The sequence below is a fragment of the Pseudomonas sp. GW821-FHT09E04 genome (assembly GCF_059416185.1).
Genome location: NZ_JBWKOR010000006.1, coordinates 459090 through 483767 on the forward strand (window position 1 = coordinate 459090; position 24678 = coordinate 483767).

General features: G+C 61.7%; 21 protein-coding genes, 1 tRNA gene and 1 pseudogene. 15 read left to right on the forward strand and 8 right to left on the reverse strand.

The features are described from left to right. Positions 1-20: 20 nt before the first annotated feature. The 3 genes from AC07N4_RS23825 to AC07N4_RS23835 are packed head-to-tail and all read right to left on the reverse strand — an operon-like array spanning position 21 to position 4915. Entirely contained in the window at positions 21-1922 is a 1902-nt protein-coding gene (locus tag AC07N4_RS23825) for an ATP-binding protein (protein WP_102620998.1), read from the reverse strand. Then, a complete protein-coding gene (locus AC07N4_RS23830) occupies positions 1919-2851 on the reverse strand; it encodes an ABC transporter substrate-binding protein (protein ID WP_493065944.1) in 933 nt (310 codons plus the stop codon). Before AC07N4_RS23830 ends, AC07N4_RS23825 begins: the two co-directional genes overlap by 4 nt. After that, complete coding sequence (locus AC07N4_RS23835; protein ID WP_493066061.1) at positions 2852-4915, reverse strand: TonB-dependent receptor plug domain-containing protein; 2064 nt, start codon at positions 4913-4915, stop codon at positions 2852-2854. Between the two features lie 256 nt (positions 4916-5171). On the opposite strand from AC07N4_RS23835, the gene AC07N4_RS23840 reads away from it, so the two are divergent. The 9 genes from AC07N4_RS23840 (at position 5172) to AC07N4_RS23880 (ending at position 13069) form a co-directional block, all read left to right on the forward strand. Beyond that, positions 5172-6197: an NAD(P)H-dependent glycerol-3-phosphate dehydrogenase gene (locus AC07N4_RS23840; protein ID WP_096817996.1), complete on the forward strand. Its 1026-nt coding sequence runs from the start codon at positions 5172-5174 to the stop codon at positions 6195-6197. Positions 6198-6229: 32 nt separating this feature from the next. Continuing rightward, the gene (locus AC07N4_RS23845) at positions 6230-6577 is read left to right on the forward strand and encodes a DUF4389 domain-containing protein (protein ID WP_096817994.1); all 348 of its coding nucleotides are present in this window, start codon (positions 6230-6232) and stop codon (positions 6575-6577) included. Then, a complete protein-coding gene (gene sixA / locus AC07N4_RS23850) occupies positions 6574-7026 on the forward strand; it encodes a phosphohistidine phosphatase SixA (protein ID WP_085710970.1) in 453 nt (150 codons plus the stop codon). Before AC07N4_RS23845 ends, sixA begins: the two co-directional genes overlap by 4 nt. Positions 7027-7108: 82 nt before the next feature. After that, positions 7109-8764 (forward strand): AMP-binding protein, encoded by a 1656-nt coding sequence (locus tag AC07N4_RS23855; protein WP_273540998.1) that lies wholly within the window; start codon positions 7109-7111, stop codon positions 8762-8764. A 31-nt stretch (positions 8765-8795) separates the two neighbouring features. Beyond that, the gene (locus AC07N4_RS23860) at positions 8796-9239 is read left to right on the forward strand and encodes a hotdog fold thioesterase (protein WP_007957810.1); all 444 of its coding nucleotides are present in this window, start codon (positions 8796-8798) and stop codon (positions 9237-9239) included. Positions 9240-9355: 116 nt separating this feature from the next. Then, positions 9356-10162, forward strand: coding sequence for an alpha/beta fold hydrolase (locus tag AC07N4_RS23865; protein WP_248740093.1), 807 nt, complete (start codon positions 9356-9358; stop codon positions 10160-10162). Then, the gene (locus AC07N4_RS23870) at positions 10159-11013 is read left to right on the forward strand and encodes an alpha/beta hydrolase (protein WP_493065943.1); all 855 of its coding nucleotides are present in this window, start codon (positions 10159-10161) and stop codon (positions 11011-11013) included. The genes AC07N4_RS23865 and AC07N4_RS23870 overlap by 4 nt, the downstream gene beginning before the upstream one ends. A gap of 127 nt (positions 11014-11140) precedes the next feature. After that, the gene (locus tag AC07N4_RS23875) at positions 11141-11947 is read left to right on the forward strand and encodes a DUF4892 domain-containing protein (RefSeq protein ID WP_493065942.1); all 807 of its coding nucleotides are present in this window, start codon (positions 11141-11143) and stop codon (positions 11945-11947) included. Between the two features lie 69 nt (positions 11948-12016). Further along, entirely contained in the window at positions 12017-13069 is a 1053-nt protein-coding gene (locus AC07N4_RS23880; protein ID WP_096817984.1) for an AI-2E family transporter, read from the forward strand. Between the two features lie 350 nt (positions 13070-13419). On the opposite strand, the gene xopAW is transcribed toward AC07N4_RS23880, so the two are convergent. From xopAW to AC07N4_RS23895, 3 genes are all read right to left on the reverse strand, one after another. Beyond that, on the reverse strand, positions 13420-14268 hold the full coding sequence (gene xopAW, locus AC07N4_RS23885) for a XopAW family type III secretion system calcium-binding effector (RefSeq protein WP_493065941.1): 849 nt from the start codon (positions 14266-14268) through the stop codon (positions 13420-13422). Positions 14269-14378: 110 nt separating this feature from the next. Then, positions 14379-15428 (reverse strand): sensor histidine kinase, encoded by a 1050-nt coding sequence (locus AC07N4_RS23890; RefSeq protein WP_493065940.1) that lies wholly within the window; start codon positions 15426-15428, stop codon positions 14379-14381. Continuing rightward, positions 15428-16177, reverse strand: a complete 750-nt coding sequence (locus AC07N4_RS23895; RefSeq protein ID WP_085710962.1) for a response regulator — start codon at positions 16175-16177, stop codon at positions 15428-15430. The genes AC07N4_RS23890 and AC07N4_RS23895 overlap by 1 nt, the downstream gene beginning before the upstream one ends. A 295-nt stretch (positions 16178-16472) precedes the next feature. Here AC07N4_RS23895 and pyrF point away from each other — a divergent pair, with 295 nt between their 5' ends. Continuing rightward, complete coding sequence (gene pyrF / locus AC07N4_RS23900; protein WP_007960372.1) at positions 16473-17171, forward strand: orotidine-5'-phosphate decarboxylase; 699 nt, start codon at positions 16473-16475, stop codon at positions 17169-17171. A gap of 51 nt (positions 17172-17222) precedes the next feature. Here pyrF and AC07N4_RS23905 read toward each other — a convergent pair whose 3' ends face one another. Then, complete coding sequence (locus AC07N4_RS23905; protein ID WP_096817979.1) at positions 17223-18227, reverse strand: NADP-dependent oxidoreductase; 1005 nt, start codon at positions 18225-18227, stop codon at positions 17223-17225. A gap of 225 nt (positions 18228-18452) precedes the next feature. Between AC07N4_RS23905 and AC07N4_RS23910 the strand changes: the two genes are divergently transcribed. From AC07N4_RS23910 to AC07N4_RS23925, 4 genes and pseudogenes are all read left to right on the forward strand, one after another. Beyond that, entirely contained in the window at positions 18453-19214 is a 762-nt protein-coding gene (locus AC07N4_RS23910; RefSeq protein WP_085710959.1) for an SDR family oxidoreductase, read from the forward strand. Positions 19215-19406: 192 nt separating this feature from the next. Then, a complete protein-coding gene (locus AC07N4_RS23915) occupies positions 19407-20807 on the forward strand; it encodes an aminotransferase-like domain-containing protein (protein WP_096817975.1) in 1401 nt (466 codons plus the stop codon). A gap of 984 nt (positions 20808-21791) precedes the next feature. Then, a pseudogene (locus AC07N4_RS23920) lies at positions 21792-22016 on the forward strand (HAMP domain-containing protein); the annotation flags it as partial. After that, positions 22014-22877, forward strand: coding sequence for a methyl-accepting chemotaxis protein (locus AC07N4_RS23925; RefSeq protein ID WP_495077483.1), 864 nt, complete (start codon positions 22014-22016; stop codon positions 22875-22877). The pseudogene AC07N4_RS23920 and the gene AC07N4_RS23925, both read left to right, overlap by 3 nt. Positions 22878-23458: 581 nt before the next feature. Here AC07N4_RS23925 and AC07N4_RS23930 read toward each other — a convergent pair. Beyond that, a complete protein-coding gene (locus tag AC07N4_RS23930) occupies positions 23459-24217 on the reverse strand; it encodes a hypothetical protein (RefSeq protein WP_065261849.1) in 759 nt (252 codons plus the stop codon). A 387-nt stretch (positions 24218-24604) separates the two neighbouring features. Here AC07N4_RS23930 and AC07N4_RS23935 point away from each other — a divergent pair. Beyond that, positions 24605-24677, forward strand: a tRNA-Glu gene (locus AC07N4_RS23935). Position 24678 lies beyond the last annotated feature (1 nt).

Below are 24678 nucleotides of genomic sequence, written 5' to 3' on the forward strand. Positions count from 1 at the left end.
AGATGCTCGAAAGGGCCTCCCTACTGCACCCAGCGCTGCAGAATCTGCTGCAGGTCATTACGTTTGAACGGCTTGGCCAGGTAATCATTCATCCCCGCCGACAGGCAGTTTTCGCGGTCGCCCTGCAACGCGTTGGCGGTCAGGGCGATGATCGGTACATGACCGCAGCCGGGCAGGCGACGGATCTGTCGGGTTGCCTCGTAACCGTCGATGATCGGCAAACGGCAATCCATCAGGATAGCTTCGTAACGACTGCCCCCGGCACTGCGCACGGCCTGCATACCGTCGGTGGCGACGCTCACAGTGAAGCCCAGACTGCGCAACATTGCCTCGATCACGGTCTGGTTGACCGGATTGTCTTCCACCAGCAAGACATTGCGACCTTCGCCGTGCGCATTGCCATCGATTGCACGCGGCGCCGCCAGTGCAGGCAATGCCTGCTTATATAGAGCCAACGGAATTTCCAGGGTAAACACCGAGCCGCGACCTTCTTCGCTTTGCGCGCGCAAGGTGCCGCCCATTCGCTCGGCCAGGGTACGGGCGATCGGCAAGCCCAGACCGGTTCCGCCATAACGACGCGAAATCGAGCTGTCGGCTTGCTGGAACGCGTTGAACATCAATTCCAGGCTTTCCGAAGAAATCCCGATGCCGCTGTCGCGCACCGAGCAGGTGAACCACAGCAATTCGTGATCCAGCGACTGCCACTGGGCCTCGATGCTGACGCGCCCCTGCTCGGTGAACTTCAGCGCATTGCCCACCAGGTTGACCAGGATCTGCCGGATCCGCGTCGGATCGCCCTGCACCTGCAAGCCGCGCAGGTCTTCGGGGATCCGCAATTGCAACTCCAGGCCTCGCTGCGCCGCACTGTGCTGGAACGACTGCGCGCACGCGCCGATCAGGTCGGCGAGGTTGAATGGAATGTGTTCCAGCTCCAGTTCCGAACGCTCGATGCGCGAGAAATCCAGAATGTCGTTGATCACTTTGAGCAAATGCTCGGTGGACTCGGAAGCCAGCGCCGCGTATTCGATCTGCTCCTCGGTCATTTCGGTGGTTTCCAGCAGTTGCAGCATGCCCAGTACACCGTTCATCGGGGTGCGCAGTTCATGGCTCATCATTGCCAGGAAATCCGATTTGGCGTTGTTGGCCTTTTCCGCCTCTTCGCGGGTCTGGATCAGTTGCGCCATCGCTTGATGCTGTTCGCGGCTGGCCTGTTCCAGGGCCTGGGCCAGATTGTTGATGTGTTGCGAAAGGGCGCCCAACTCGGTGTCATCGACAATCGGCAGCGGGGTCTTGTAGTCACCGTCCTGAATCGCCTTCACCGCATCGCCGATATCGCGGATCGGCTGCGACAGGCTGCCGGCCAGTCGCCGCGCCAGGACAAAGGTGAAGAGCAGGGCGAACAGCGCCAGAATCCCGGCCTTGAGCAGGATTTCCTGTTGGCGCTGACTGAAGGCATCGTTGGACAGACCGACGATCACCCGCCCCAGATAATCTTCGCTGGCGCCGCCGTTGCTGCTTTTGCCGTCCTGAAAGAAATCATTGTGCAGGGCAATCCGCTGCAGCCGCACCGGCGACTGGAACACTTCGACCTGATGCGGGCGTTTGTGCGTGTCCGACGGTTGTTCGACATACGCCAGAATGCGGTTGGCGCTGTCCTGTACTTCAAGAAAGCGCACGTTCGGCGTGGCCAGCGTGGCTTTGAGCAGGCTTTCCAGCACTTCGTTGTTGCCGGAAATCACCCCATATTCGGTGGCGGGTGCGAGCTGGTTGGCGATCAGTTGACCGGTGTGGTTCAGCTCCTGACGCAAATCCTGGATGCGCACGAAGGTGAAAAAGCTGATCAGCAGCAAGGTCAGCAACAGCGCAGGACCCAGGCTGATCAACTGGGTGCGGGTATTGATGTCCCAACGGCGGAAAATCATGGGCGGCGCTCTCCTTGGGCCAGCTCTTCGGCAACAGACGCTTCATTCATCGGTTCTATCCCTAATGAACGAGCCACCTGCGCATTGCTTGATACTTTAAAACGCTCGGGATAGAGCGCTCTCGGCCAGGTGGCCGGCGGGCGGTCGAGCAATTCGTCGAGCACCGCCAGCCAATCGCTCTGGTCGCTGTAAGTACTGGCGAGGCTGCCGGCGCGCACGAACGAGACGTTCGGACCGATCAGCGCCAGTTGCCGCGAATAGCTGCTGAGCAGCAGGTTTTTCGCGGTTTTCGGGTTGTACAGGTCGGGATCGTCGAGGCCCAGCAACACATCGCTGTTTTTCAGCACGGCCTGCAAGGGGCGACTGTCGTGGGTGTTGTCCCAGCGCTGCGGGACGATTTGCAGATTCAGCGGCTGGGCGGCCGATTGCAGCTCCTTGAGCAGGAACTCACTGTGCTGATCGAACAGCACGCCGACTCGCTGAGCCTGGGGCAGGATCCGTCGGATCAACTGCAACTGGCGACTCAGCGGCGGATCGCTCCACAGCAGACTCAAGTGGGGCGGTTGCGCAGTGCCGAAGCGTTGTCGGGCCTGCAAGCGGCTGATGCGCAGGACCAGCGTCGCCGGCCCCTGGGGTTCCTGCATGCGCCAGTCGAGGCTCGGCAGGTCCAGCAGAATCAGGCGCAGGCTGGACGGCAGCTTGCCCGGCGCCGGCAGGCTCGCCAGTGGCTGGAAATGTACGCGGTCGGTGGGGCGCAGTTCGCTCAGGGCCTGCACGAACGATTGCACGCCGGGGCTTTCCTCGGCGCCGGTCAGCAGAATGTCGGCCGCCTGCACCGCCACGCCGTGCAGCCAGGCTGTCAGGAACAGGCACAGCCCGGCCAGCCATTGGGCGGCCGTTGGCATCTTCCGCGACAGGGCGTAGCGCATCTAGAACTCCAGCTCGGCGCTGAAATACATCACCCGGCGTTCGTCGTAGTTGTTGTCGACGAAGGTGGTCGGCTCATTGTCCAGACGCTGTTGCAGCACCCCGGCCAGTTGCAGTTGGGCCTTGCCCAGTGGGATACGTTTGGTAATGCGCGTGTCGACCCGCTCGAAGCGATAGCCGTTGAGGGCGTTGTCACCGTAATAGAAGAGGGCACTGTTCCAGCCCTGACCCCAGTCGCGCAGCCAACCGGCCGAGCCGCTGTTGCGCGCGGTGAACTGCTGGTCCAGCGGGTTGCTCGCCTCGGCGTCGACGTAGGCGTAAGTCAGGCGCAGCCGATCGGCCGCACTCAGGCGCCAATCCACCTGGGTCTCGGTGCCGCGAAAGCGCGAGTCATTGGCGTTGCTGGCAATGTACTGATTGTTGCGCAGCGGCTCGCTGATCATCCCGGTGATTTCGTCGTAGAACAGCTTCACGTCCAGCGCCAGGCCCCATTCAGGGAAAAAGCCGTTGTAGCCCAGTTCCCGCGAGCGCATGTGCTCCTGGTCCAGATCGCCGGGGCCCCGGGTCTTGACGAAGTAGCGGGCCGAAGACTGGCCGAAGGCGGACGGGCGCAGGTTGGTCACCTGATAACTCCAGTTGACGTTGTTCTCGAACATGTCCGGTGAACGGATCGCTTCCGAGTACACCGCACGCAGGCTGTGGCGCGGGTTGATCAGGTAATTGACGGCAAACCTGGGCGTCAGCGAACTGCCGATCAACTGGGTGTTTTCAAACATGGCGCCACCCTGCAACAGCCAGTGTTCGCTGGCGCGCCATTCCAGTTGGCCGAACGCACGCCACGTGGTGTCGTCCAGCGTTCCGTTGAAATAGGTCTCGGAATCGGCCCGGTCGTAACGATAGTTCAGGCCGCTGACCAGACGCAGACTGTCGGACAGGCTGAGGGTGTCCTGTAATTCCAGGTCATAGCGCGATTCCCGGGCGCTCTGGTCGATGTCGCCGCACAGAGTCCGGCCGGCGCCATTGCGCCATTGATCGAGCACTTGATTGGCCAAGGCCATTTCCGTGGGGGTGCCGGGTGCAGCACCAGGCCCGATGAAGCGGGTGATGTTGCGCGCCAGTTGTTCGGTGTAATTCGGGTTGAGTTGCCACAACTCCGTCAGCTGCGGGCTGAACGATACCTCGGCGTCGCAGGCGCGCCAGGTCTGCTGGCGGTCCCAGTGTTGCGCCGAGCCTTGTACATAAAGGCTGTGATCGGGGTTGATGTCCAGATTCCAGCGCACCGAACCGGCGTAATCCTTGGCGATCACGTCGGAATTGTTCCCGGCAGCGGTAATCCCCGAGAACACCGGGCGATAGGTGTAAGGCCGCTGGTTGGTTCCGTCCTTGGCGTTGAGCTGCCAGTCCACGCTCTGGTTGTCGCTGAGGGTCTGGCTGACCGCAAGGCTGAAGCGGTTCAAGCGGCGGCTGTCGCGGTAATCGGCGCCGGTGCGGTCGCTGTCGAAGCCGTCATCTTCCTGGCCGGACAGCGACAGACGCAGGTCGCCGCCATTCCAGCCTGTTCCCTGACTGGCATAGAAATCGTTGATGCCGCGTTGGCCACGGGTGATTTTCAACCGTGTGCCGTGGCTGTCGGCCGGGTTGCGAGTGATGATGTTGACCACCGCCATCAGCGCGTTGGCGCCATAGCTGACAGTGTTCGGGCCGCGAAAGACTTCGATGCGCTCGATGTCTTCCATGGCTACCGGGATGTCGCTCCAGTCCACCGTGGCCAGGCCGGCGCGGTACACCGAGCGGCCGTCGATCAGTACCTGCATGCGCCGTGCTTCGGTGGCGTTGGTGCCGTGATAGTTCACCACCGCCTGATTGCCGCTGATGTTGCCGACCATCATCCCCGGCACCAGGCGCAGCAGCTCGCTGATGTCCCGGGCGCCGCTGGCGTTGATCAGTTCGCTGTCGAGCACGGTCATGCTGCCGGGGACTTCCGCCGGGGACTGTTTCAGGCGCGTGGCCGTGAGGATCTGGGGCAAGGCCTCGCTGTCGAGAAACAGGTCGTCCGCCAGCAACATCGGGCTGAACAGCAGCGCCAACAGCAGGGACGAACGCGGGGAGGGAGTGCCAGAAAACACGACGCAGCCTTGATAGCAAAGAATTGGCGCGCATGTTAACCGAGGACAGTGACTTTTCCAGTCACGTTGCGGGCATTTTCCTCGGTTTTATTGGTCTTCTTCCTACAAGTGCCGGTAATTGACGCCGGGGCTGTCCGAGAAGGGGCCGCTCCGTATAATGCCCGCATCGCCACTGGTATGGATTAACGGATTACATATGACTGAACAGCGCCCGATTGCGGTCCTGGGAGGCGGAAGTTTCGGTACCGCCGTGGCCAATCTGTTGGCCGAGAACGGCCATCAAGTCCGGCAGTGGATGCGTGACCCCGAACAGGCCGAGGCCATCCGGGTCAATCGCGAGAACCCGCGTTACCTCAAAGGCATCAAGATTCTGCCCGGCGTGACGGCGGTCACCGACCTGCAGGCAACCCTCGATGCCTGCGAATTGTGTTTCGTGGCGTTGCCGTCCAGCGCGCTGCGCACGGTATTGGCGGCTCATGCCGAGCGCCTGAGCGGCAAGATGCTGGTCAGCCTGACCAAAGGCATCGAAGCTCACACCTTCAAACTGATGAGCCAGATTCTCGAAGAGATCGCCCCGCAGGCGCGCATCGGCGTGCTGTCCGGGCCGAACCTGGCGCGGGAAATCGCTGAACACGCGCTGACCGCCACGGTAGTCGCCAGCGAAGACGAAGAACTGTGCAAAGAAGTGCAGGCCGCGCTGCATGGCCGCACCTTTCGCGTCTACGCCAGTGCCGACCGTTTCGGCGTGGAACTGGGCGGCGCACTGAAAAACGTCTATGCGATCATCGCCGGCATGGCGGTGGCGCTGGAGATGGGCGAGAACACCAAGAGCATGCTGATCACTCGCGCCCTGGCCGAGATGACCCGGTTTGCGGTGAATCAGGGGGCTAACCCGATGACCTTCCTCGGTCTGGCCGGAGTCGGCGACCTGATCGTCACCTGCTCGTCGCCGAAAAGCCGCAACTATCAGGTCGGTTTCGCCCTCGGTCAGGGCTTGAGCCTCGACGAAGCGGTGTCGCGTCTCGGTGAAGTCGCTGAAGGGGTCAACACCCTGAAAGTGCTCAAGGCCAAGGCCCAGGAGGTCGGCGTGTACATGCCGCTGGTCGCCGGGCTCCACGCGATCCTGTTCGAAGGGCGCACGCTGGATCAGGTGATCGGCCTGTTGATGCGCGCTGAGCCGAAGACCGACGTCGACTTCATTTCCACCAGTGGTTTCAACTGATTGCTTTTTATTTCAGGGCAAGGGAGCTAGACATGAACGATCCGAAAACCGAAGCCAAGTACGAATCCATCCTGCTGCGGGTGTTGTGGATGATCGTTTACATCGTGGTCTGGCAGGTGGCGCAGTTCATCCTCGGCGCGGTGGTGCTGGTGCAGCTTGTGTATAGACTGATCTATGGCGCTCCAAGCGCCGGTCTGATGAATTTCGGTGACAGCCTGAGCCAGTTCCTGGCCCAGATCGGCCGGTTCGGCAGTTTCCACAGCGACCAGAAGCCCTGGCCGTTCGCCGACTGGCCGGCGCCGCGTACTCCGGAAGGTGAGGCGCCACACGTTGTTGCGCCAGCACCGCATCCGGCCCGGGATGAGGAACCCAAACTATGAAACTCTGGGTATTACGTCACGGTGAGGCCGAGCCCTATGGCTCGCGCCCCGATTCGGAGCGGGAGCTGACCGCTCACGGTCGCAAGGAAGTGCTCAGCAGCGCCGCCCGATTGATGGGCCAGCCACTGACGGCCATCTACGCCAGCCCGTACTTGCGGGCGCAGCAGACCGCGCAACTGGTGCGCGAGGCGTTGGGTTTCGAGCCGGAGATCCGCACGGTCGAGTGGTTGACGCCGGAGGTTGATCCGGACCGCGTCGCCGAGCAACTGGTGTCGGTGAGCAATGTGCTGCTGGTCAGCCACAATCCGCTGGTCGGGCATCTGCTCAGCTACCTGCAACACGGCGCCGGCTATCCGCCGGAAAAGGTCAGCACCGCCGGGCTCGCCGAGCTCGAACACAGCGAGTTGTTGATCGGGTCGATGACGCTGAACAGCCTCAAGCATCCGTGAAATTTTTTGTATGAAATAGTCAACCAAGCACTTGCTTGGTTGACTACGCTTGCTCCATCCCAAAAAGAAAGGAGCGAGTCGCATGTCTGCTGCTTTTCGATTGCCGCTGGACGTGTTCTACGAGCGCGAGGCCCGGCACCCGCGCCAACGCTTCCTGGTGCAGCCCATCGGCGGTGGGCAGGTCGAAACGCTGACCTGGGCCGACGTCGGCCATCAGGCCCGCTGCGCCGCGCACTGGCTGCGCTCCCGGGAGTTGCCCCAAGGCAGCCACATCGCGCTGATCTCGAAAAACTGTGCCCACTGGATCATCGCCGACCTGGCGATCTGGATGGCCGGACACGTTTCGGTGCCGCTCTATCCCAATCTCACTGCCGACTCGGTCAATCAGGTCCTCACCCATTCCGAAAGCGTGCTGGCGTTCATCGGCAAACTGGATGACTGGCCGGGGATGTCGACCGGTGTGCCGGCGGATCTGCCGACCATCAGCCTGCCGCTGCACCCGCCGGGCACGTTCGATTTCAACTGGGACGACCTGCAACGCAGCTCACCGATCCAGGACGATCCACGACCTGCTGCCGATCAACTGGCGACCATCATCTACACCTCCGGCACCACTGGCCTGCCCAAAGGCGTGATGCACAGCTTTGCCAATCTCGGTTTCGCCACCACCCGTGGCACGCAGTTGTTCGGCCTCAATGAAAACGATCGTCTGCTGTCCTATCTGCCGCTGTGTCATGTGGCCGAACGGATGTTCGTCGAACTGGCGTCGATCTATACCGGGCAGACGGTGTTCTTTGCCGAGAGCCTCGATACCTTTCTCACCGATCTGAAACGCGCGCGGCCCACAGCGATGTTTGGCGTGCCGCGGATCTGGACCAAATTCCAGATGGGCGTGTACGCGAAGATCCCCGCCAAACGCCTGGATTTCCTGCTCGGTTTGCCTTTCATCGGCAAGCGGGTCGGGTACAAAGTCCTTGCCGGGCTGGGGCTGGATGCCTTGCGTGTGGCCTTGTCCGGTGCCGCGCCGGTGCCGCAGGCCTTGCTCGACTGGTATCAGAAACTCGGGCTGGATGTGCTGGAGGTCTACGGCATGACCGAGAGCTGCGGCTATTCGCACATCTGCCTGCCGGGTCAGTACAAGCAGGGTTGGATCGGCCAGCCTTGCCCTGACGTCGAAGTGCGGATCGATGAATCCGGCGAAGTGCAGGTGCGCAGCCAGGCCAACATGCTCGGCTATTTCAAGGAACCGCAGAAAACCGCCGAGACCCTGACCGCCGATGGTTTCCTGCGTACCGGTGACAAGGGCGAACAAGACGCCGAAGGCCGTTTGCGCCTGACCGGGCGGCTCAAGGAAATCTTCAAGACCAGCAAAGGCAAATACGTCGCCCCGGCCCCGATCGAAAACCGCCTCGCCGTGCATACGCGGATCGAGCAGGTCTGCGTGGTCGGCGATGGTTTGAGTGCACCGCTGGGGCTGTGTGTGCTTTCGGCCGCCGGCCACGAGGAAGCGCGACCGCAAATGCATTCGAGCCTGGAAAAGTTGCTGGAGGAGGTCAACGGTGCCCTCGACAAGCACGAGCGCCTGCGGCGTCTGGTGGTGGTCAAGGACAGCTGGGCGGTGGAAAACGGCTTTCTCACGCCGACCCTGAAGATCAAGCGCAACGTCATCGAAGACACCTACGGCGCACGCTTCGAAGAATGGAGCGAGCGCAGCGAGGCGGTGCTGTGGCAGGATTGAGCGACGATCAAAACAACAAAGGAAGCCTGCGATGACCTTGTGGCGCACCACTCCCAACATCGAGCAGTTGAACGCAATCCAGAAAAACACCATCGGCGAAGTGCTGGACATCCGTTTCGAGTCCTTCGACGAAGAGTCCCTGACCGCCAGCATGGTGATCGACCATCGCACCCACCAGCCTTATGGCCTGTTGCACGGCGGTGCGTCGGTGGTGCTGGCCGAAACCGTCGGCTCGATGGCCAGTTACCTGTGCATCGATGCCAGCAAGTTCTATTGCGTGGGGCTGGAGATCAACGCCAACCATCTGCGTGGATTGCGCAGCGGACGGGTGACGGCGGTGGCCAAGCCGATTCACATTGGCCGCACGACCCACGTCTGGGACATCCGCCTGACCAGCGATGAAGGCAAGGCCAGTTGCGTGTCGCGGCTGACCATGGCAGTGGTGCCGCTGGGTGAGCAGCCGCCGGCGCGCTGACCGATCCGTCATAGCCCTGACCGGACTGTCATCATTCCTGGCAGTTACGGTCATTGCTGTGAAGCGCGGTCTTACGGACAATCAACGCCACGTTTACCGCCCATGGATTTGCCCGTATGTCGCAACCGATCTTCTTCGCCCACGCCAACGGTTTCCCTTCCGGTACCTACGGCAAGCTGTTCTCGGCGCTGGCGCCGGAGTTCCGGGTGACGCATCTGGAGCAGCATGCCCACGACCCGCGTTTTCCGGCGGGTGACAACTGGTACCACCTGGTGGACGAGTTGATCCATCACCTGCAACAGCAGGACGAGCCGGTGTGGGGCGTTGGCCATTCCTTCGGCGGAATGCTGCATCTGCACGCCGCTCTGCGTTGCCCGGAGCTGTATCGCGGGGTGGTGATGCTCGACTCGCCGGTGCTGACCCGCACCGATCGCTGGGTGATCCGTGCTGCCAAGCGTTTTGGCTTCATCGACAAGCTCACCCCGGCCGGTCGCACATTGGGACGACGCGAAGAATTCGCCGACCTCGACAGTGCCCGCAGCTATTTTGCCGGCAAGACCCTGTTCCGCGGGTTCGATCCCGAGTGCTTCGACGCCTACCTGCAACACGGTCTGCACAAGGTTGGCGACAAATTGCGCCTGCGCTTCGATCCGGCCACCGAGATCAGTATTTATCGCGGTGTGCCGCACACCAGTCCCGGGCGTACCCGCCAGCTCCAGGTGCCGCTGGCAGTGGTGCGCGGGCACAAGAGCCGCGTGGTGATGAACCATCACACCCGCTTCGTCGGCCGTCTGCCTCAGGGCGAGTCACTGACTGTGCCCGGCGGTCACATGTTTCCCCTTGAGCGGCCGCAGGACACCGCGCAGTTGCTGAAAAACCTGTTCACTCGCTGGGAAAACCGCCAGCACAAGGATTGCGCATGAGCCCGGCGGTCGAAGAGGTGCGTCTGAGCCTGCCGCATATCGAACTGGCGGCGCATCTTTTCGGCCCGGAAGACGGGTTGCCGGTGATTGCCCTGCATGGCTGGCTGGACAACGCCAACAGCTTCGCCCGTCTGGCGCCGAAACTGAAAGGCTTGCGCATTGTTGCGCTGGACATGGCCGGCCACGGTCACTCGGGACATCGTCCGGTTGGAGCGGGTTATGCGTTGTGGGATTACGCCCATGACGTGCTGCAAGTCGCCGAGCAACTGGGCTGGAAGCGCTTCGGCCTGCTCGGGCATTCGCTGGGCGCGATCGTTTCGCTGGTGCTGGCAGGCTCGTTGCCGGAGCGCATCACCCATCTGGCATTGATCGACGGGGTGATTCCTCCGACGGACAAAGGCGAAAACGCTGCCGAACGCATGGGCATGGCCCTGCAGGCGCAGCTCGATCTTCGGGAAAAACGCAAACCGGTCTACAACACCCTCGACCGGGCCATCGAAGCACGCATGAAAGGTCTGGTGGCGGTCAGTCGTGAAGCCGCCGAACTGCTGGCGCAACGAGGCCTGATGCCAGTGCCCGGCGGTTACACCTGGCGCAGCGACAATCGTCTGACCCTGCCATCACCATTGCGTCTGACTCAGGAACAGGCGATGGCCTTCATCCAGCGTATTGCCTGTCCTACGCAATTGGTGGTGGCGGCCGACGGCATGCTGGCCAAACATCCCGAGCTGCTGGAGCGTCTACCCTTTAACCGGGAACAGCTGCCGGGCGGGCACCATCTGCACCTGAATGACGAGTCGGGTGCGGTTCTTGTCGCAGACTGTTTCAATCGGTTCTTCGCCATTCCTTGACTTGCCCCGGGCAACTGTCGAGGCTGGGCGGGTTGAAATGGGAGACAACCACAATGGATTTCTACACCGCTGCGAACCCGAATAGCCAGAAAGGCGCCCCGGCCATGCCGATCCGATGAGCCTGTCCATGCGATCTTTCAGTCTGCTGGCGCTGTGCTGTTTCAGTCCCGTGTTGCTCGCTGCCGACCTGCCGGGCAGTCAGGATCTGCCGATCGTGCCGCGTCTGGCCGATGCGCAGATCGTCGACTATCGCCCTCCCGTGGAACTGGAGCGGATTTACCCGATGGGCTCGATCCGCAAGATCAGCGGCCAGTTGCGTTTCGACGGCCAGGTCGGCGCCCGCGGGCAAACCACCTCGGTCACCTACGAGTTACCGCCCGAACATTCCGCCAATGAAGCGTTCACCGTCGCCCGTGAGGCCCTGCAAAAACAGGACGCCGAGCTGTTGTTCTGGTGTCAGGCCCGGGATTGTGGCGAAAGCAGCCTGTGGGCCAATGAAGTGTTCGGCAACGCCAAGCTGTACGGCGCCGACGAGCAGCAGGCCTATCTGCTGCTGAGGCTGGCGGCGCCTCGTGACAACACGCTGGTGGCGCTGTACAGCATCACTCGCGGCAATCGCAAAGCGTATCTGCACGTCGAGCAGTTTGAAGCCGCCACACCATTGGGTGATCTGCTGCCGACGTCGGCGACCCTGTTGCGACAGTTGAAAGACACCGGTGAGCTGAAGTTGCCGAAACTGGCCGGCGATCCCGACGACACCTGGCTGCGTCTGCTGTCCCGTGGCCTGAACCTCGACACCACGTTGCGGGTCACGGTCTCCGGACCCAAGGCCGAGGCCTGGCGTCAGGCGTTGATCGTCCAGGGTGTGCGTGCGGCCCGCATGGAGACCGCTAATGTCGAAGGTACCGGCCTGCGCATCGATCTGTTGCGATAAGGTGTCTCTGGCGGGCACGTTTGGCGTGTTCGCCTACTCTTTGCCTGACTGACTTTTTCGAGATTTCACATGCCCAATAATGATCGTCTGTTGGTGCAGATCCTGTTGCTGGTGTTGTTCGGCGCCAGTTTCTGGGTGATGGCGCCGTTCTGGTCGGCGCTGTTCTGGGGCGCGGTGCTGGCGTTCGCCAGTTGGCCGCTGATGCGCCTGCTGACCCGTTGGCTCGGCGGCCGCGAATCTCTGGCGGCAAGTATCCTGACCCTGGGCTGGATGGTGCTGGTGGCGGCACCGCTGGTATGGCTGGGGTTCAACCTGGCCGATCACGTGCGCGATGCCACGGTGTTCATCAAGGATGTGCAGGTCGATGGTCTGCCGGAAGCGCCGGCCTGGCTCGGCACGATTCCGCTGGTAGGGGAGCGGCTGGTCGGGTTCTGGAACAGTGTCGATCAGCAGGGCGCGGCGCTGATGGTGTCGATCAAGCCTTATCTGGGACAGGTCGGCAACTGGCTGCTGGCGCGCAGTGCGCAGATCGGCGGCGGGATTCTCGAGCTGACCCTGAGCATTGTCTTCGTGTTCTTTTTCTACCGTGACGGGCCGCGGCTCGCGGCGTTCGTGCACAGTCTGCTGGAGCGGTTGATCGGTGATCGTGCCGGGTACTACATCGAGCTGGTGGCCGGCACCGTGCAGCGGGTGGTGAACGGGGTGATCGGTACGGCGGCGGCGCAGGCCATTCTGGCGCTGATCGGCTTCCTGATTGCCGGGGTGCCGGGGGCTCTGGTGCTGGGGATCGTGACGTTCCTGCTCAGTCTGATTCCGATGGGGCCGCCGCTGGTGTGGATTCCGGCCACGGCGTGGCTGGCCTGGAAGGGTGAGTACGGGATGGCGGTGTTTCTCGGGATCTGGGGGACGTTCATCATCAGCGGCGTGGACAACGTGCTCAAGCCGTATCTGATCAGCCGTGGCGGGAATCTGCCGCTGGTGATTGTGTTGCTCGGGGTGTTTGGCGGGTTGATTGCGTTTGGGTTTATCGGGTTGTTTATCGGGCCTACGCTGTTGGCGGTTGCTTATAGTTTGTTGACGGATTGGAGCAAGAGTCAGGGGCGGGTTGAGGATCGGCGTTGACGGTGGGCCTTGGCGGCCTTTGGGCCGGCCAGGCTCTGGGTTGTTTTGGGTGAATATCCGTTTCTTCGGTAACGGCGGCTTATGGTTTCGCCCTTACGGCGACTCACTTTTTTACAAGCGCCTAAAAAAGTAAGCAAAAAACGCTCGCCCCGGCGTTCGGCCCTCGCAGGCTCGGGTTCCTTCGCTCCGGTGTCCCTCCGGGGGCATCGACTTCGTCGATGAGTCGGCTTCGCCGCACGGCACTACGTGCCAATCCCCGGATGAACACCTCCACTCAGCCTTCCGAAGGGGCGGGTGGATCAAGATCAAAAGCGTTGTCGAGGTAACGCTCATCCTGTTTTTGGATTACCTCACGTCGCCACATTCAAATACTTGCCCACCGACGCCGCACTATCGAGCGAATACTGCTTGCTCAGATTGGCAATCATCCGGTTCAACGCTTCAGTCGTGGTTTGAGTAGTACTGGCAGTCTGTTCATCGCTCGGACGCTGGTGTCCCGCCTGCAACGCGGCCTTCAATTCATCACTGCTCACGCCACCGCTGCTGTCGCTATCCAGCACCTTGAGCAACTCCGCGCTGGTGTCGCTGCTGTTCGACGAGGTGCTGTCGCTGGCCTGCAACGCGCTGCTCAATTCGGTCGCCGTCACATTTCCATCACCGTCCGCATCAAGCTGGCTGAACAGTTCGTCACTGGAAACCCGGGGTGGTGGCGGGGTGAGGCTGGCGGTGAGTTCGTCCTGGCTGACGACGCCGTCCTTGTTCTTGTCCAGAGCGGAGAAGATTTTGCTGCTGTCGGCGGTGCTGCCGGCGCTGGTCAGGCCGCTGCTCAGTTCGTCGCCGCTGATGGCGCCGTCACCATCGGTGTCCAGGGCTTTGATCAGGGCGTCGGCCAGGTCGGTGTTGGGGGCCTGGTCGTGGTCGGGTGGTGGGGGTGGGGCCATGGCGGCCATTTCGTCGGCGCTGAGGCTGCCGCTGCTGTCGCTGTCCAGGTCGCCGAATTGTTTGCTCAGGTTGACCAGCAAACCGTCGTTGGATTTTTGCGACAGGGCGCTGTTCAGTTCGTCCTGATCCACCGCGCCGTCGCCGTTGTTGTCGAGTTTGGCGAACAGTTCTTTTTGCAGTTGCTGGCTGCGGGCGTTTTGCGTGGTGGTGCTGCTGGTGCTGGTGTAGCTCGTGTAGTTGCTCACGCTACCGATCATCGGGCTCTCTCCTTGGGCTGGAAAACCGGTTTGTGTACCGGCTTATGCAGCGTCAAGGCGGGAGGTGTCGTGGGTATGTGGATTTTGTACCGGGCGGTACACAGTCGGCTTCAGTGGCGGGGCAGGCGAATCACGGCGGTAAGGCCGCCGCCGGGGGTTTCTTCGAGGTTGAGTTGTCCGCCCTGGCGTTGCGCGGCTTCCCGGGCGATGGTCATACCCAGGCCGACGCCGCCGGAGTTGCGGTTGCGCGAGCCTTCCAGGCGGAAGAACGGTTCGAACACCGCTTCACGCTTGTCCGCAGCGATGCCCGGGCCGTGGTCGATGACGCGGATCAGCAGTTGCTCGCGCTGATCCTGCAGTTCGATGTGCGCTTGCCCGGCGTAGCGCAAGGCGTTGTCCATCAGGTTGTTGATGCACGAACGCAAGGCCATCGGCTGCACCTGCAAGGGCGCGCAGTGGCCGCTGACCTGCACGTCGGCGCCCTGGTCCTGGGCGTTCTCGCACAGGGACTCGACCAGCGCCTGCACGTCCATCAGTTGCAGCGCTTCGCTGGTGCGTTGTTCGTGCAGGTAGGTGAGGGTGGCGTCGAGCATGCCGATCATGTCGTTGAGATCCTGACGCATCTGGCCCTGAAGTTTGTCGTCGTCGATCTTTTCCAGGCGCAGTTTCAGCCGCGACAGCGGTGTGCGCAGGTCGTGGGAGACGGCGCCGAGCATTCGCGCGCGTTGCTGCACCTGTTCGCGAATCCGCTGCTGCATCAGGTTGAAAGTGTGCGCCGCCTGGCGTGCTTCGCGGGGGCCGGATTCGTCCAGCGGCGGACTGTCGAGGTTTTCACTGAGGCGTTCGGCAGCGTCGCTCAGACGCTGGATCGGGCGGCTCAGCAGCTTGGCGCCGTACCACGCAGCGATCATCAATGAGAGGAACTGAAAGGTCAGCGGCACCAGCGGCCCGCCGAACCACGGGCGTGGGGGGCGCCGTGGGAAGCGCGGATCTGGCGGTGGCCGTTGGCCGTCGATCCCTTCGGAAAACTCCGGTGGTGGAGGCGGCGGTGGCGGGCCGTAATGGTGGAACCAAGCGAAAGCCAACAGGTGCGCCAGGACGATCGCCACGAACAGCACGCCAAACAGGCGACCGAACAGCGTGTCGAAGCGCGCCCGCATCAGCCGATATCCCGTGCGTCGAACAGGTAACCCTCACCGCGTACGGTTTTGATCAACTGTGGGGCTTTCGGGTCGTCGCCGAGTTTTTGCCGCAGGCGCGAGACCAGCAGGTCGATGCTGCGGTCGAACGCTTCGATCGAGCGGCCACGGGCGGCGTCCAGCAACTGTTCGCGGCTGAGCACCCGACGCGGGCGTTCGATGAACACCCAGAGCAGGCGGAATTCGGCATTGGACAGCGGCACGACCAGGCCATCGTCGGCGATCAACTGGCGCAGGACGCTGTTCAGGCGCCAGTTGTCGAAGCGAATGTTCGCACGCTGTTCGGTGCGGTCGTCGCGCACCCGGCGAAGAATCGTCTGGATCCGCGCCACCAGTTCCCGGGGTTCGAACGGTTTGGCCATGTAGTCATCGGCACCCAGTTCCAGGCCGATGATGCGGTCGGTGGGTTCGCAACGGGCGGTGAGCATCAGGATCGGGATGTCCGATTCGGCACGCAGCCAGCGGCACAGCGACAGGCCGTCTTCGCCGGGCAGCATCAGGTCGAGCACCACCACATCGAAATGCTCGGCCTGCATCGCCTGGCGCATGGCCGCGCCATCGGTGACACCGCTGGCGTGAATGTTGAAGCGGGCCAGGTAGTCGATCATCAGTTCGCGGATCGGCACGTCATCGTCGACGATCAGGGCCCGGATGCTCCAGCGCTTGTCGTCTTTCTGCTCTTCATTCACGGAGACTTGGGAGTTGTGCATGAGGCTGTTCATCTGCCAGTAGGCCGCCAACCACAAAGATAGGCTGCGAGGTTGTGGTTTCAGCATAGGCGTCCGGCCGTGAGGCGGGAAGGGCTGCTGTAAGGACATGTTGCGGCTGGCGAGGCTAGCGCGGACGCATGTTGTCGGCGTGTCGGTTGTGTATCGGCTTCGACACAATACCCTGCAAGGCTATGCTGATCACGTCCGGCGCGACGATTTACCGATCATCGGGTGCCGCGCCGCCGCCGGTTCCGCTACAATGCGCGCCGATTTCGACTTGCCTGAGAGCCCATCCATGTCCGCCTGCCAGACTCCTATCATCGTCGCCCTGGATTTCCCCACCCGTGACGCCGCACTGAAGCTGGCCGACCAGTTGGACCCGAAACTGTGCCGGGTCAAAGTGGGCAAGGAACTGTTCACCAGTTGCGCCGCGGAAATCGTCGGCACCCTGCGTGACAAGGGTTTTGAAGTATTCCTCGACCTGAAATTCCACGACATTCCCAACACCACGGCGATGGCGGTCAAGGCCGCAGCCGAGATGGGCGTGTGGATGGTCAACGTTCACTGCTCCGGCGGCCTGCGCATGATGGCGGCCTGCCGTGAAGAGCTGGACAAGCGCAGCGGCCCGCAACCGCTGCTGATCGGCGTGACCGTGCTGACCAGCATGGAGCGCGAGGATCTGGCGGGTATCGGTCTGGACATCGAGCCGCAGGAGCAGGTGCTGCGCCTGGCTGCACTGGCCGAGAAGGCCGGGATGGACGGTCTGGTGTGCTCGGCGCTGGAAGCCACGGCGCTGAAAACCGCGCACCCGTCGCTGCAACTGGTGACGCCGGGGATTCGTCCGGCCGGCAGCGCCCAGGACGACCAGCGTCGCATCCTGACCCCGCGTCAGGCGCTGGATGCCGGTTCCGACTATCTGGTGATCGGCCGTCCGATCAGCCAGGCGGCGGATCCGGCCAAGGCACTGGCCTCGGTGGTTGCCGAACTGGCCTGATCAAACAGCTGAAGATGCAATGAAGGGAGCCCGATGGCTCCCTTCATTGTTTCAGACCTTCAACACCAGCTTGCCGAAGTTCTCGCCGCTGAACAGTTTGCCCAGGGTCTCCGGGAATGTTTCCAGGCCTTCGACGATGTCTTCCTTGCTCTTGAGCTGACCCTTGGCCATCCAGCCGGCCATTTCCTGGGCGGCACTGGCGTACTGCGCGGCGTAATCCATCACCACGAAGCCTTCCATCCGCGCGCGGTTGACCAGCAGCGACAGGTAGTTGGCCGGGCCTTTGACCGCTTCCTTGTTGTTGTACTGGCTGATGGCGCCGCAGATCACTACGCGCGCCTTGACGTTCAGACGGCTCAGCACGGCGTCGAGGATGTCGCCGCCGACGTTGTCGAAATACACGTCCACGCCTTTCGGGCATTCGCGCTTAAGGCCGGCCAACACGTCTTCGCTCTTGTAGTCGATGGCACCGTCAAAGCCCAGTTCGTCGATCAGGAACTTGCATTTGTCGGCACCGCCAGCGATGCCGACCACCCGGCAACCTTTGATCTTGGCGATCTGCCCGGCAATGCTGCCGACCGCACCCGCTGCACCGGACAACACCACGGTGTCGCCGGCCTTCGGTGCGCCGACATCGAGCAGGGCGAAGTAGGCGGTCATGCCGGTCATGCCCAATGCGGACAGGTAAACCGGCAGCGGTGCCAGTTTCGGATCGACCTTGTAGAAACCTCTTGGCTCGCCAAGGAAATAATCCTGCACGCCAATGGCACCGTTGACGTAGTCGCCGACCGCAAACCCCGGGTTGTTCGACGCGATGACTTTGCCTACACCCAGTGCGCGCATGACTTCACCGATACCTACCGGCGGGATGTAGGACTTGCCCTCGTTCATCCAGCCGCGCATGGCCGGGTCGAGGGACAGGTATTCGTTCTTGACCAGGATCTGTCCCGCCGTCGGTTCACCCACCGGTACTTGCTGATACGTGAAGGTCTCGCGGGTGGCGGCGCCCACCGGGCGTTTGGCGAGCAGGAACTGACGATTGGTCTGGTTAGTCATGACAGGCACTCAACGGGATGAAGCCTTGTTGATAGACCCTCCTTGGTGATGCCGCAAGGTTGGCTGACGAGGCGAATGCAGGTCGATCAAACAGGGTGATAGTGGCTGTCACGGTTTTATCACTGCGATTCATGGGCGGTTAAACGGCCTTCTGATAGTGCTGCCGCTGTCGGGGTGGCTGTGGCTATGCTGCCCTCATCAATCCCCGCATTCGAGGACATAACAATGAGCATGACGTTTTCCGGTCAGGTCGCCGTCGTCACGGGCGCCGCCAACGGTATCGGCCGCGCGACCGCCCAGGCGTTCGCCGCTGAAGGTCTGAAAGTGGTGGTGGCCGACCTGGATGCCGCCGGGGGCGAGGGGACGGTGGCGCTGATTCGTACCGCTGGTGGTGAAGCGACTTTCGTGCGGTGCAACGTTACCGTCGAAAGCGAAGTGAAAAATCTGATGGACGAGGTGATCAAGACCTACGGCCGACTCGACTATGCCTTCAACAACGCCGGGATCGAAATCGAGAAAGGCAAACTGGCCGAAGGCTCGATGGATGAATTCGACGCAATCATGGGCGTCAACGTCAAAGGCGTCTGGCTGTGCATGAAGTACCAGTTGCCGTTGCTGCTGGCCCAGGGCGGCGGGGCGATCGTCAACACCGCGTCGGTGGCCGGCCTGGGCGCCGCGCCGAAGATGAGCATCTACGCCGCCTCCAAGCACGCGGTGATCGGCCTGACCAAGTCGGCCGCCATCGAATACGCCAAGAAGAAAATCCGCGTCAACGCCGTTTGCCCAGCGGTGATCGACACCGACATGTTCCGTCGCGCCTACGAGGCCGACCCGAAGAAAGGCGAATTCGCCAACGCCATGCACCCGGTGGGTCGCATCGGCAAGGTCGAGGAAATTGCCAGCGCCGTGCTGTACCTGTGCAGCGATGGTGCAGCGTTCACCACTGGCCATTCGCTGGCCGTGGACGGAGGCGTGACCGCGTTCTGAAACGCGTCCATTGATGCAGGAAAAGACCCGCCCGCCGGCGGGTTTTTTTCGTCTGCCGTCAGTTACATGTCGTTGATAAACAATGTGTATCAAATAGTTAGAACGGTGGCTTTTGACGGCGTTGTCGCACAGCCTGACCGGCGCGGCTGTGATTTACTGCCGCGGGCAAAACGGACAGGAGTTTGGGTACTCATGGAATTGAGAATTGACCGACAGGCAATGGTGCCGGTTGTGCAGCAGATTGTTGATGGATTGATCGAATGGGTCGTGCAGGGAGAGGTGCCGCCAGCCACGCGCCTGCCTTCCGTGCGACAAATCGCGCGGTTGAACCTGCTCAGCCAGTCGAGCGTCATGGAAGCTTGCGAGCGTCTGGTGGCGCAGGGTGTCCTGGCCTCGCGGCAAGGCTCGGGGTTCATGGTCGCGGCCACATTGCCGAAGTGTTGCAAGGCCTTCGACAGTCCTGCGTTCGAGGGTGAGCGTCACGGCTGTGATACGGATCCGGAATGGCAAAGAGGGCTGAAACTGGGCGACGGCGTTTTGCCGCAGAGCTGGCGAGAGCCCGATGATCTCAGCTACGCGATCCGTCAGGTGGCCCGCACCGACATGACCAGCCTGTTCAACTACAACACGCCCCTCGGGCTCCCCGCGCTGCGCGAGCAAATCGTCAAACGACTCGGGTTGCTCGATATCAAGGCTGACGACGAACGGGTGCTGACCACTGCCGGCGCCAGCCACGGGCTGGATCTGATCGTGCGTACCCTGTTCCGGGCCGGTGACTGTGTGGTGGTGGAAACACCGGGTTATGCGCCGCTGTTCGACCTCCTGCGGCTGCACGGTGTGCGCATGCTGGAGGTTCGCCGTACGCCTGGCGGGCCGGACCTTGAGGCGCTTGAGGCGTTGTTGCAGCAGTTCCGGCCGGCGGCGCTGTTCATCAACAGTCATCACCACAACCCCACGGGGAGCTGTCTGGCGCCGGCCGTGGCGCGGGGTATTCTGCAATTGAGCAAAACCTACGACCTGCGGCTGATCGAAGACGACGTCTACGCCGATCTGCACAATGGCAGCGGCACGCGTCTGGCGGCACTGGATGAAGACGGGCGGGTGATTTACGTCGGCAGTTTTTCCAAGACGCTGAGCAGCTCGTTACGGGCAGGTTTCGTAATGGCCAGTGTTGAGGTGATCGAGCAACTGGCGCGGGTCAAAATGATCAGTTGCATGGGCACTTCAAGGTTCAGCGAGGCGGTTCTGGCGGCGCTGCTGGCCAGTGGCGCCTATCGAAAACTGGTGCAGCGCCAGCGTCAGCGGCTCAATACCGATCGGGCAGCAGCCTTGCAGGCGCTGGAGGATGCCGATTGGGAAGTGTTCGGCAAACCCACTGGCGGGCTGTTCATCTGGGCCCGTTCGCCGCTGGCGAATGACGAGCACCTGCGCAGGCAGGCCTTGCGTCATGGTGTGCAACTGTCCTGCGCGACATCATTCAGCCCCAGTGGCGAAGCCAGTGACTGGCAGAGGATCAATGTGGCCTACGCTTGTGATCCGAGGGCGCGGCAGTTCTTTCGCAGTACAGCCGTGGATCGACCTCAAGTGTTCTGAAAACGACGCGTGCGTAGCTTTTTGCCATTATTCCGACGCCAGAGTCTTGTGCTGGTTCATGGCCGTTGCGACTCTTCGGCAACAGACTTTGGCAGGGGACTACGCGCAATGATTTCGGCCGTGCAAGGACGTTTTGCCAACCTCGGTATGGCAAAAAAACTGGGTATCGGGTTTGTGCTGGTTTTGCTCTTGACCGCGCTGGTGGCGGCCATCGGCGTCTGGTCCCTGCAAACCATCAGTCAGCGCTTCGACGGGCTCAAGCAGATGTCCTCGCTCAACAGCGGCCTGCTCAAGGTGCGTCTGCTGGAACAGGACTACGCCTTGCACGGCAATCCGAAAACCGCCGATGCCTTGCACGAGGGCGTGGATGGTCTGATCGCCATGGCCGATCAGCTCAAGGCTCTGTCGCCGGGCAATGAGTCGGTCATGAACGACGTCCAGCAGTCGCTGGGCGCTTACCGTAAAGCCTTCGATGAGTTCGTTTCGCTGACCCAGGCCAAGGACCTGGCGCTGGAAATGGCCAGTTGGTCGGTGTCCAGCGTCGCCAACAACCTCGACGTCCTGCAGGCCGGGCTTGCCGATGACGGTGCCTATACGCTGAAAGACAGCGAGGGCAAGGATGGGGCCCAGTTCATCGAGCAGGCCAGTCAGGTCAGCCAGGTCTCGCGCCTGATGTTGCAGGCCATGAACGAAGCGCGGGTGCGGCTGGATCAGAGTCGCAAGGGCGACGACAGCGCCAAGGGCAACATCGAACAGGCCGCCCAGGCCCAGACGCAAGCCGAACAACTGAAATCCACGGTCAAGGACGAAGGTTATCTGACGGTCCTCAACGAGGTCTCAGGCCATATCGCCGGTTTCAATGACAAGCTCGCCGAGTACACCGGGCTTCTGGCTCAGGAAAAAACCGTCTATGAGCAACTGCATCAGCGTGCCGCCCAGGTAGTGGAACGGGTCGATCAGGCCTATGTCGCCCAGGACGTCGCGATGCTGGGTGAGTTGAAGAAGAACTCGGTGCTGATTATCGGCTCGTCGGCGCTGGCGCTGCTGGTCGGTCTGATTGCGGCGTGGGTGATCACCCGCTTGATCGTCGCCCCGTTGCGCAGTGTGATGCATGTCGCGCAGCGGATCGCCGCCGGTGACTTGAGTGCAACGGTAGAGGTGACCCGTCGTGACGAAATCGGCCAGTTGATGCAATCCATGCAGCAGATGGGCGCGGGCCTCAGCACCATCGTCAGCGGGTTGCAGGCGGGCATTGAACAGTTGGCCAGCTCCGCGCAATCGCTGTCGGCGGTGACCGAGCAGACCAATCTTGAAGTCAGCAGCCAGAAAGAGGAAACCGAGCAGGTCGCTACGGCCATGAACCAGATGACCGCCACCGTTCACGATGTGGCGCGCAATGCCGAAGAAGCGGCGCTCGCCGCACAGACTGCCGACGACAAGGTCGAGAGTGGCCAGCAGGTGGTGCGCCAGAGCATGGCGCGGATCGAGCAACTGGCGGATTCGGCGACGTCGGCCAGTTCGAGCATCGAAAGCCTGAGCGCAGAAATCCAGAACATCGGCACGGTGCTCGGAGTGATCAAGAGTGTTGCCGAACAGACCAACTTGCTGGCGCTCAACGCCGCGATTGAAGCGGCGCGGGCGGGCGAGCAGGGCAGGGGGTTTGCGGTGGTCGCCGATGAGGTGCGGGCGCTGGCCCGGCGCACCCAGCAGTCGACCGAAGAGATCGAGCGGCTGGTCAGTGCCTTGCGCTCGGCGGCGCATTCGTCGGTGCTGCAGATTCAGAGCAGTGGCGAGCTGGTGAAGCTGGCGGTGAGTGATGCGTTGCAGACGGAAAGTGCGCTGGGGAGTATTGCGGCGGCGGTTTCGTTGATTCAGCAGATGAATCAGCAGATTGCGGCGGCGGCCGAGGAGCAGAGTTCGGTGGCCGAGGAGATCAATCGCAGTGTGACCAGTATTCGGGCGAGTGCGGATCAGTCGTCGATTGCGATGCGCGGGAATGCGGCTTCGAGTGTTGAGCTGGCGCAGTTGGGGAGTGAGCTCAAGGGGATGGTGGGGCACTTTCGGCTTTGATTTGGATTTGACCTTGGCGGCCTTTGGGCCGACCAGGTTGCTGGTTGTTTGGTGTGAATATCCGTTTCTTTGGGTGCTGCCGCTGGCGGTTTCGCCCTTACGGCGAGTCCCTTTTTCAAACGCCAAAAAGGAACCAAAAGGCTGGGCCCCGGCGTTCGGCCCCTCGCTGAGGCTCGGTGTTCCTTCGTTCCGGGATTCATCCGGGGGCATCGCCTACGGTTTGCTTCGCTGCACCTCCTCTCGATGCATGCGGCTTCGCCGCACGGCGCTACGCGCCCACCCCCGGATGAATCCCTCCACTCAGCCTGCCGAAGGGGCCGGCACGTCAAAAGCGGTACTCGAGCTAACGCTCATCGTGTTGAGTGGTGAAAGCCAAAGCTAAAGCCAAAGCAGGAGTCGAGTTGCATGCGTTTCAAAAACCGAGTTCGACTCGGTATTTCACGTCGGCGTATCTCTCCCAATCATCTCGGTCAGTCCCCTCTCCCTCCGGGAGAGGGTTAGGGTGAGGGCGCTTTTGATTTTGATCTTTGCCGCGCCCAATAAAAAAGCCACCTCTCGGTGGCTTCTCTCAACATCTGCACTCAGTCGTAAATCACTTTCTTCTTCCAGTCCGCATCAGCCTCGACATCCTTGAGGCCGGCAGTCAGTTGGTTTTCTTCGCCTTCGACCGGGGCAATCTTGTCCATGACCTGGGCGTTGGCGCGGGCAAGGAGTTTTTCCAGGTATTGGAGTTGTTCGGCGTAGATCTGCGGGTCCTGCTGTTTGCGCAGGTATTGCACGCCGCGTTCGAACGCGAGGCGGGCCTGGCCTGGCTGGTTTTGTTGCAGGGCGTGCTGGCCGAGGTTGTTGAAGAACTCGATGTGCAGCAGCACCAGGATATGACGCACTTCGCGAATCCAGTGCTTGGCTTCGTTTGGTGGCAGGAAACCGTCCTGGGCGGCGCGGGTGATCTGGCCGTGCAGGGCTTCAAGAAGGAAGCGGACGTCCTTGGCCTTGGCTTCGGTCTGGATCGGGGCCGGCGGGTTGTTGACCGGGATCGATTCGCCCTGGGCGACAAGGGCGCTCAGTTCGGTGATGCGGGCCTTGGTCGTGGCGCTGGTCTTTTCCAGGTTCAGCAGGCGCTGGCAGACGTTCAGTTCCAGGCGGGTCATCAATAGCTTGAGGGCCGGGGTCATGAACTGGCCGGGGAAGGTTTCGGTCAGTTCGCCACAACGGCGCAGGCGGTCGTTGAGTTCGACCTTGGTGCGGGCCTTCTCCAGTTTGGTGTTTTCCACCACATGGTTCATGTAGCCAATGGCGATCAAGATTGCAATCCCGGCTATGACTAGCAGGGTGATCATGAGTGGTGTCACCGGTAAGACCTCTTTATAGGGTTCGCGTGCGAGTGTAGTGGCTTGGCATATAGGAGCCTAGCGCCGCTCGACGGGTTGGATCGGCTAAGCTCAATCTGTATCGGCCGCAGGGCTGCTTATATAAATGCTGGCCCTTGGGGTGCAGATTGCCATCACCTGTGCCGTGGACTATAGCGCCTTGGCGAGTGGCGGAATATAGGCGTCAATCGTCGGGCGACGGAAAAGTCCGAATCGGCTCGTAAAGCAGGTCGAAGTCATTGATTTAAATAAATTTATATCAGGGGGTTGACGACCTTCCAATCCATCCATAGAATGCGCGCCACTTGCAGCGTAAAGCACACAGCGATACGAAGCAGGGAGTGAATGTTGTAGTGTGTCCCCTTCGTCTAGTGGCCTAGGACACCGCCCTTTCACGGCGGTAACAGGGGTTCGAGTCCCCTAGGGGACGC

Coding starts and splice junctions, on each gene's coding strand:
- AC07N4_RS23855 (WP_273540998.1), top strand. CDS start 7,109: ATGTCTGCTGCTTTTCGATTGCCGCTGGACGTGTTCTACGAGCGCGAG.
- AC07N4_RS23825 (WP_102620998.1), bottom strand. CDS start 1,922: ATGATTTTCCGCCGTTGGGACATCAATACCCGCACCCAGTTGATCAGC.
- AC07N4_RS23875 (WP_493065942.1), top strand. CDS start 11,141: ATGCGATCTTTCAGTCTGCTGGCGCTGTGCTGTTTCAGTCCCGTGTTG.
- AC07N4_RS23930 (WP_065261849.1), bottom strand. CDS start 24,217: ATGATCACCCTGCTAGTCATAGCCGGGATTGCAATCTTGATCGCCATT.
- AC07N4_RS23915 (WP_096817975.1), top strand. CDS start 19,407: ATGGAATTGAGAATTGACCGACAGGCAATGGTGCCGGTTGTGCAGCAG.
- AC07N4_RS23870 (WP_493065943.1), top strand. CDS start 10,159: ATGAGCCCGGCGGTCGAAGAGGTGCGTCTGAGCCTGCCGCATATCGAA.
- AC07N4_RS23845 (WP_096817994.1), top strand. CDS start 6,230: ATGAACGATCCGAAAACCGAAGCCAAGTACGAATCCATCCTGCTGCGG.
- AC07N4_RS23925 (WP_495077483.1), top strand. CDS start 22,014: ATGGGCGCGGGCCTCAGCACCATCGTCAGCGGGTTGCAGGCGGGCATT.
- AC07N4_RS23910 (WP_085710959.1), top strand. CDS start 18,453: ATGAGCATGACGTTTTCCGGTCAGGTCGCCGTCGTCACGGGCGCCGCC.
- AC07N4_RS23865 (WP_248740093.1), top strand. CDS start 9,356: ATGTCGCAACCGATCTTCTTCGCCCACGCCAACGGTTTCCCTTCCGGT.
- sixA (WP_085710970.1), top strand. CDS start 6,574: ATGAAACTCTGGGTATTACGTCACGGTGAGGCCGAGCCCTATGGCTCG.
- AC07N4_RS23860 (WP_007957810.1), top strand. CDS start 8,796: ATGACCTTGTGGCGCACCACTCCCAACATCGAGCAGTTGAACGCAATC.
- pyrF (WP_007960372.1), top strand. CDS start 16,473: ATGTCCGCCTGCCAGACTCCTATCATCGTCGCCCTGGATTTCCCCACC.
- AC07N4_RS23905 (WP_096817979.1), bottom strand. CDS start 18,227: ATGACTAACCAGACCAATCGTCAGTTCCTGCTCGCCAAACGCCCGGTG.
- xopAW (WP_493065941.1), bottom strand. CDS start 14,268: ATGATCGGTAGCGTGAGCAACTACACGAGCTACACCAGCACCAGCAGC.
- AC07N4_RS23890 (WP_493065940.1), bottom strand. CDS start 15,428: ATGCGGGCGCGCTTCGACACGCTGTTCGGTCGCCTGTTTGGCGTGCTG.
- AC07N4_RS23895 (WP_085710962.1), bottom strand. CDS start 16,177: ATGCACAACTCCCAAGTCTCCGTGAATGAAGAGCAGAAAGACGACAAG.
- AC07N4_RS23840 (WP_096817996.1), top strand. CDS start 5,172: ATGACTGAACAGCGCCCGATTGCGGTCCTGGGAGGCGGAAGTTTCGGT.
- AC07N4_RS23880 (WP_096817984.1), top strand. CDS start 12,017: ATGCCCAATAATGATCGTCTGTTGGTGCAGATCCTGTTGCTGGTGTTG.
- AC07N4_RS23830 (WP_493065944.1), bottom strand. CDS start 2,851: ATGCGCTACGCCCTGTCGCGGAAGATGCCAACGGCCGCCCAATGGCTG.
- AC07N4_RS23835 (WP_493066061.1), bottom strand. CDS start 4,915: ATGTTGCTGGCGGACGACCTGTTTCTCGACAGCGAGGCCTTGCCCCAG.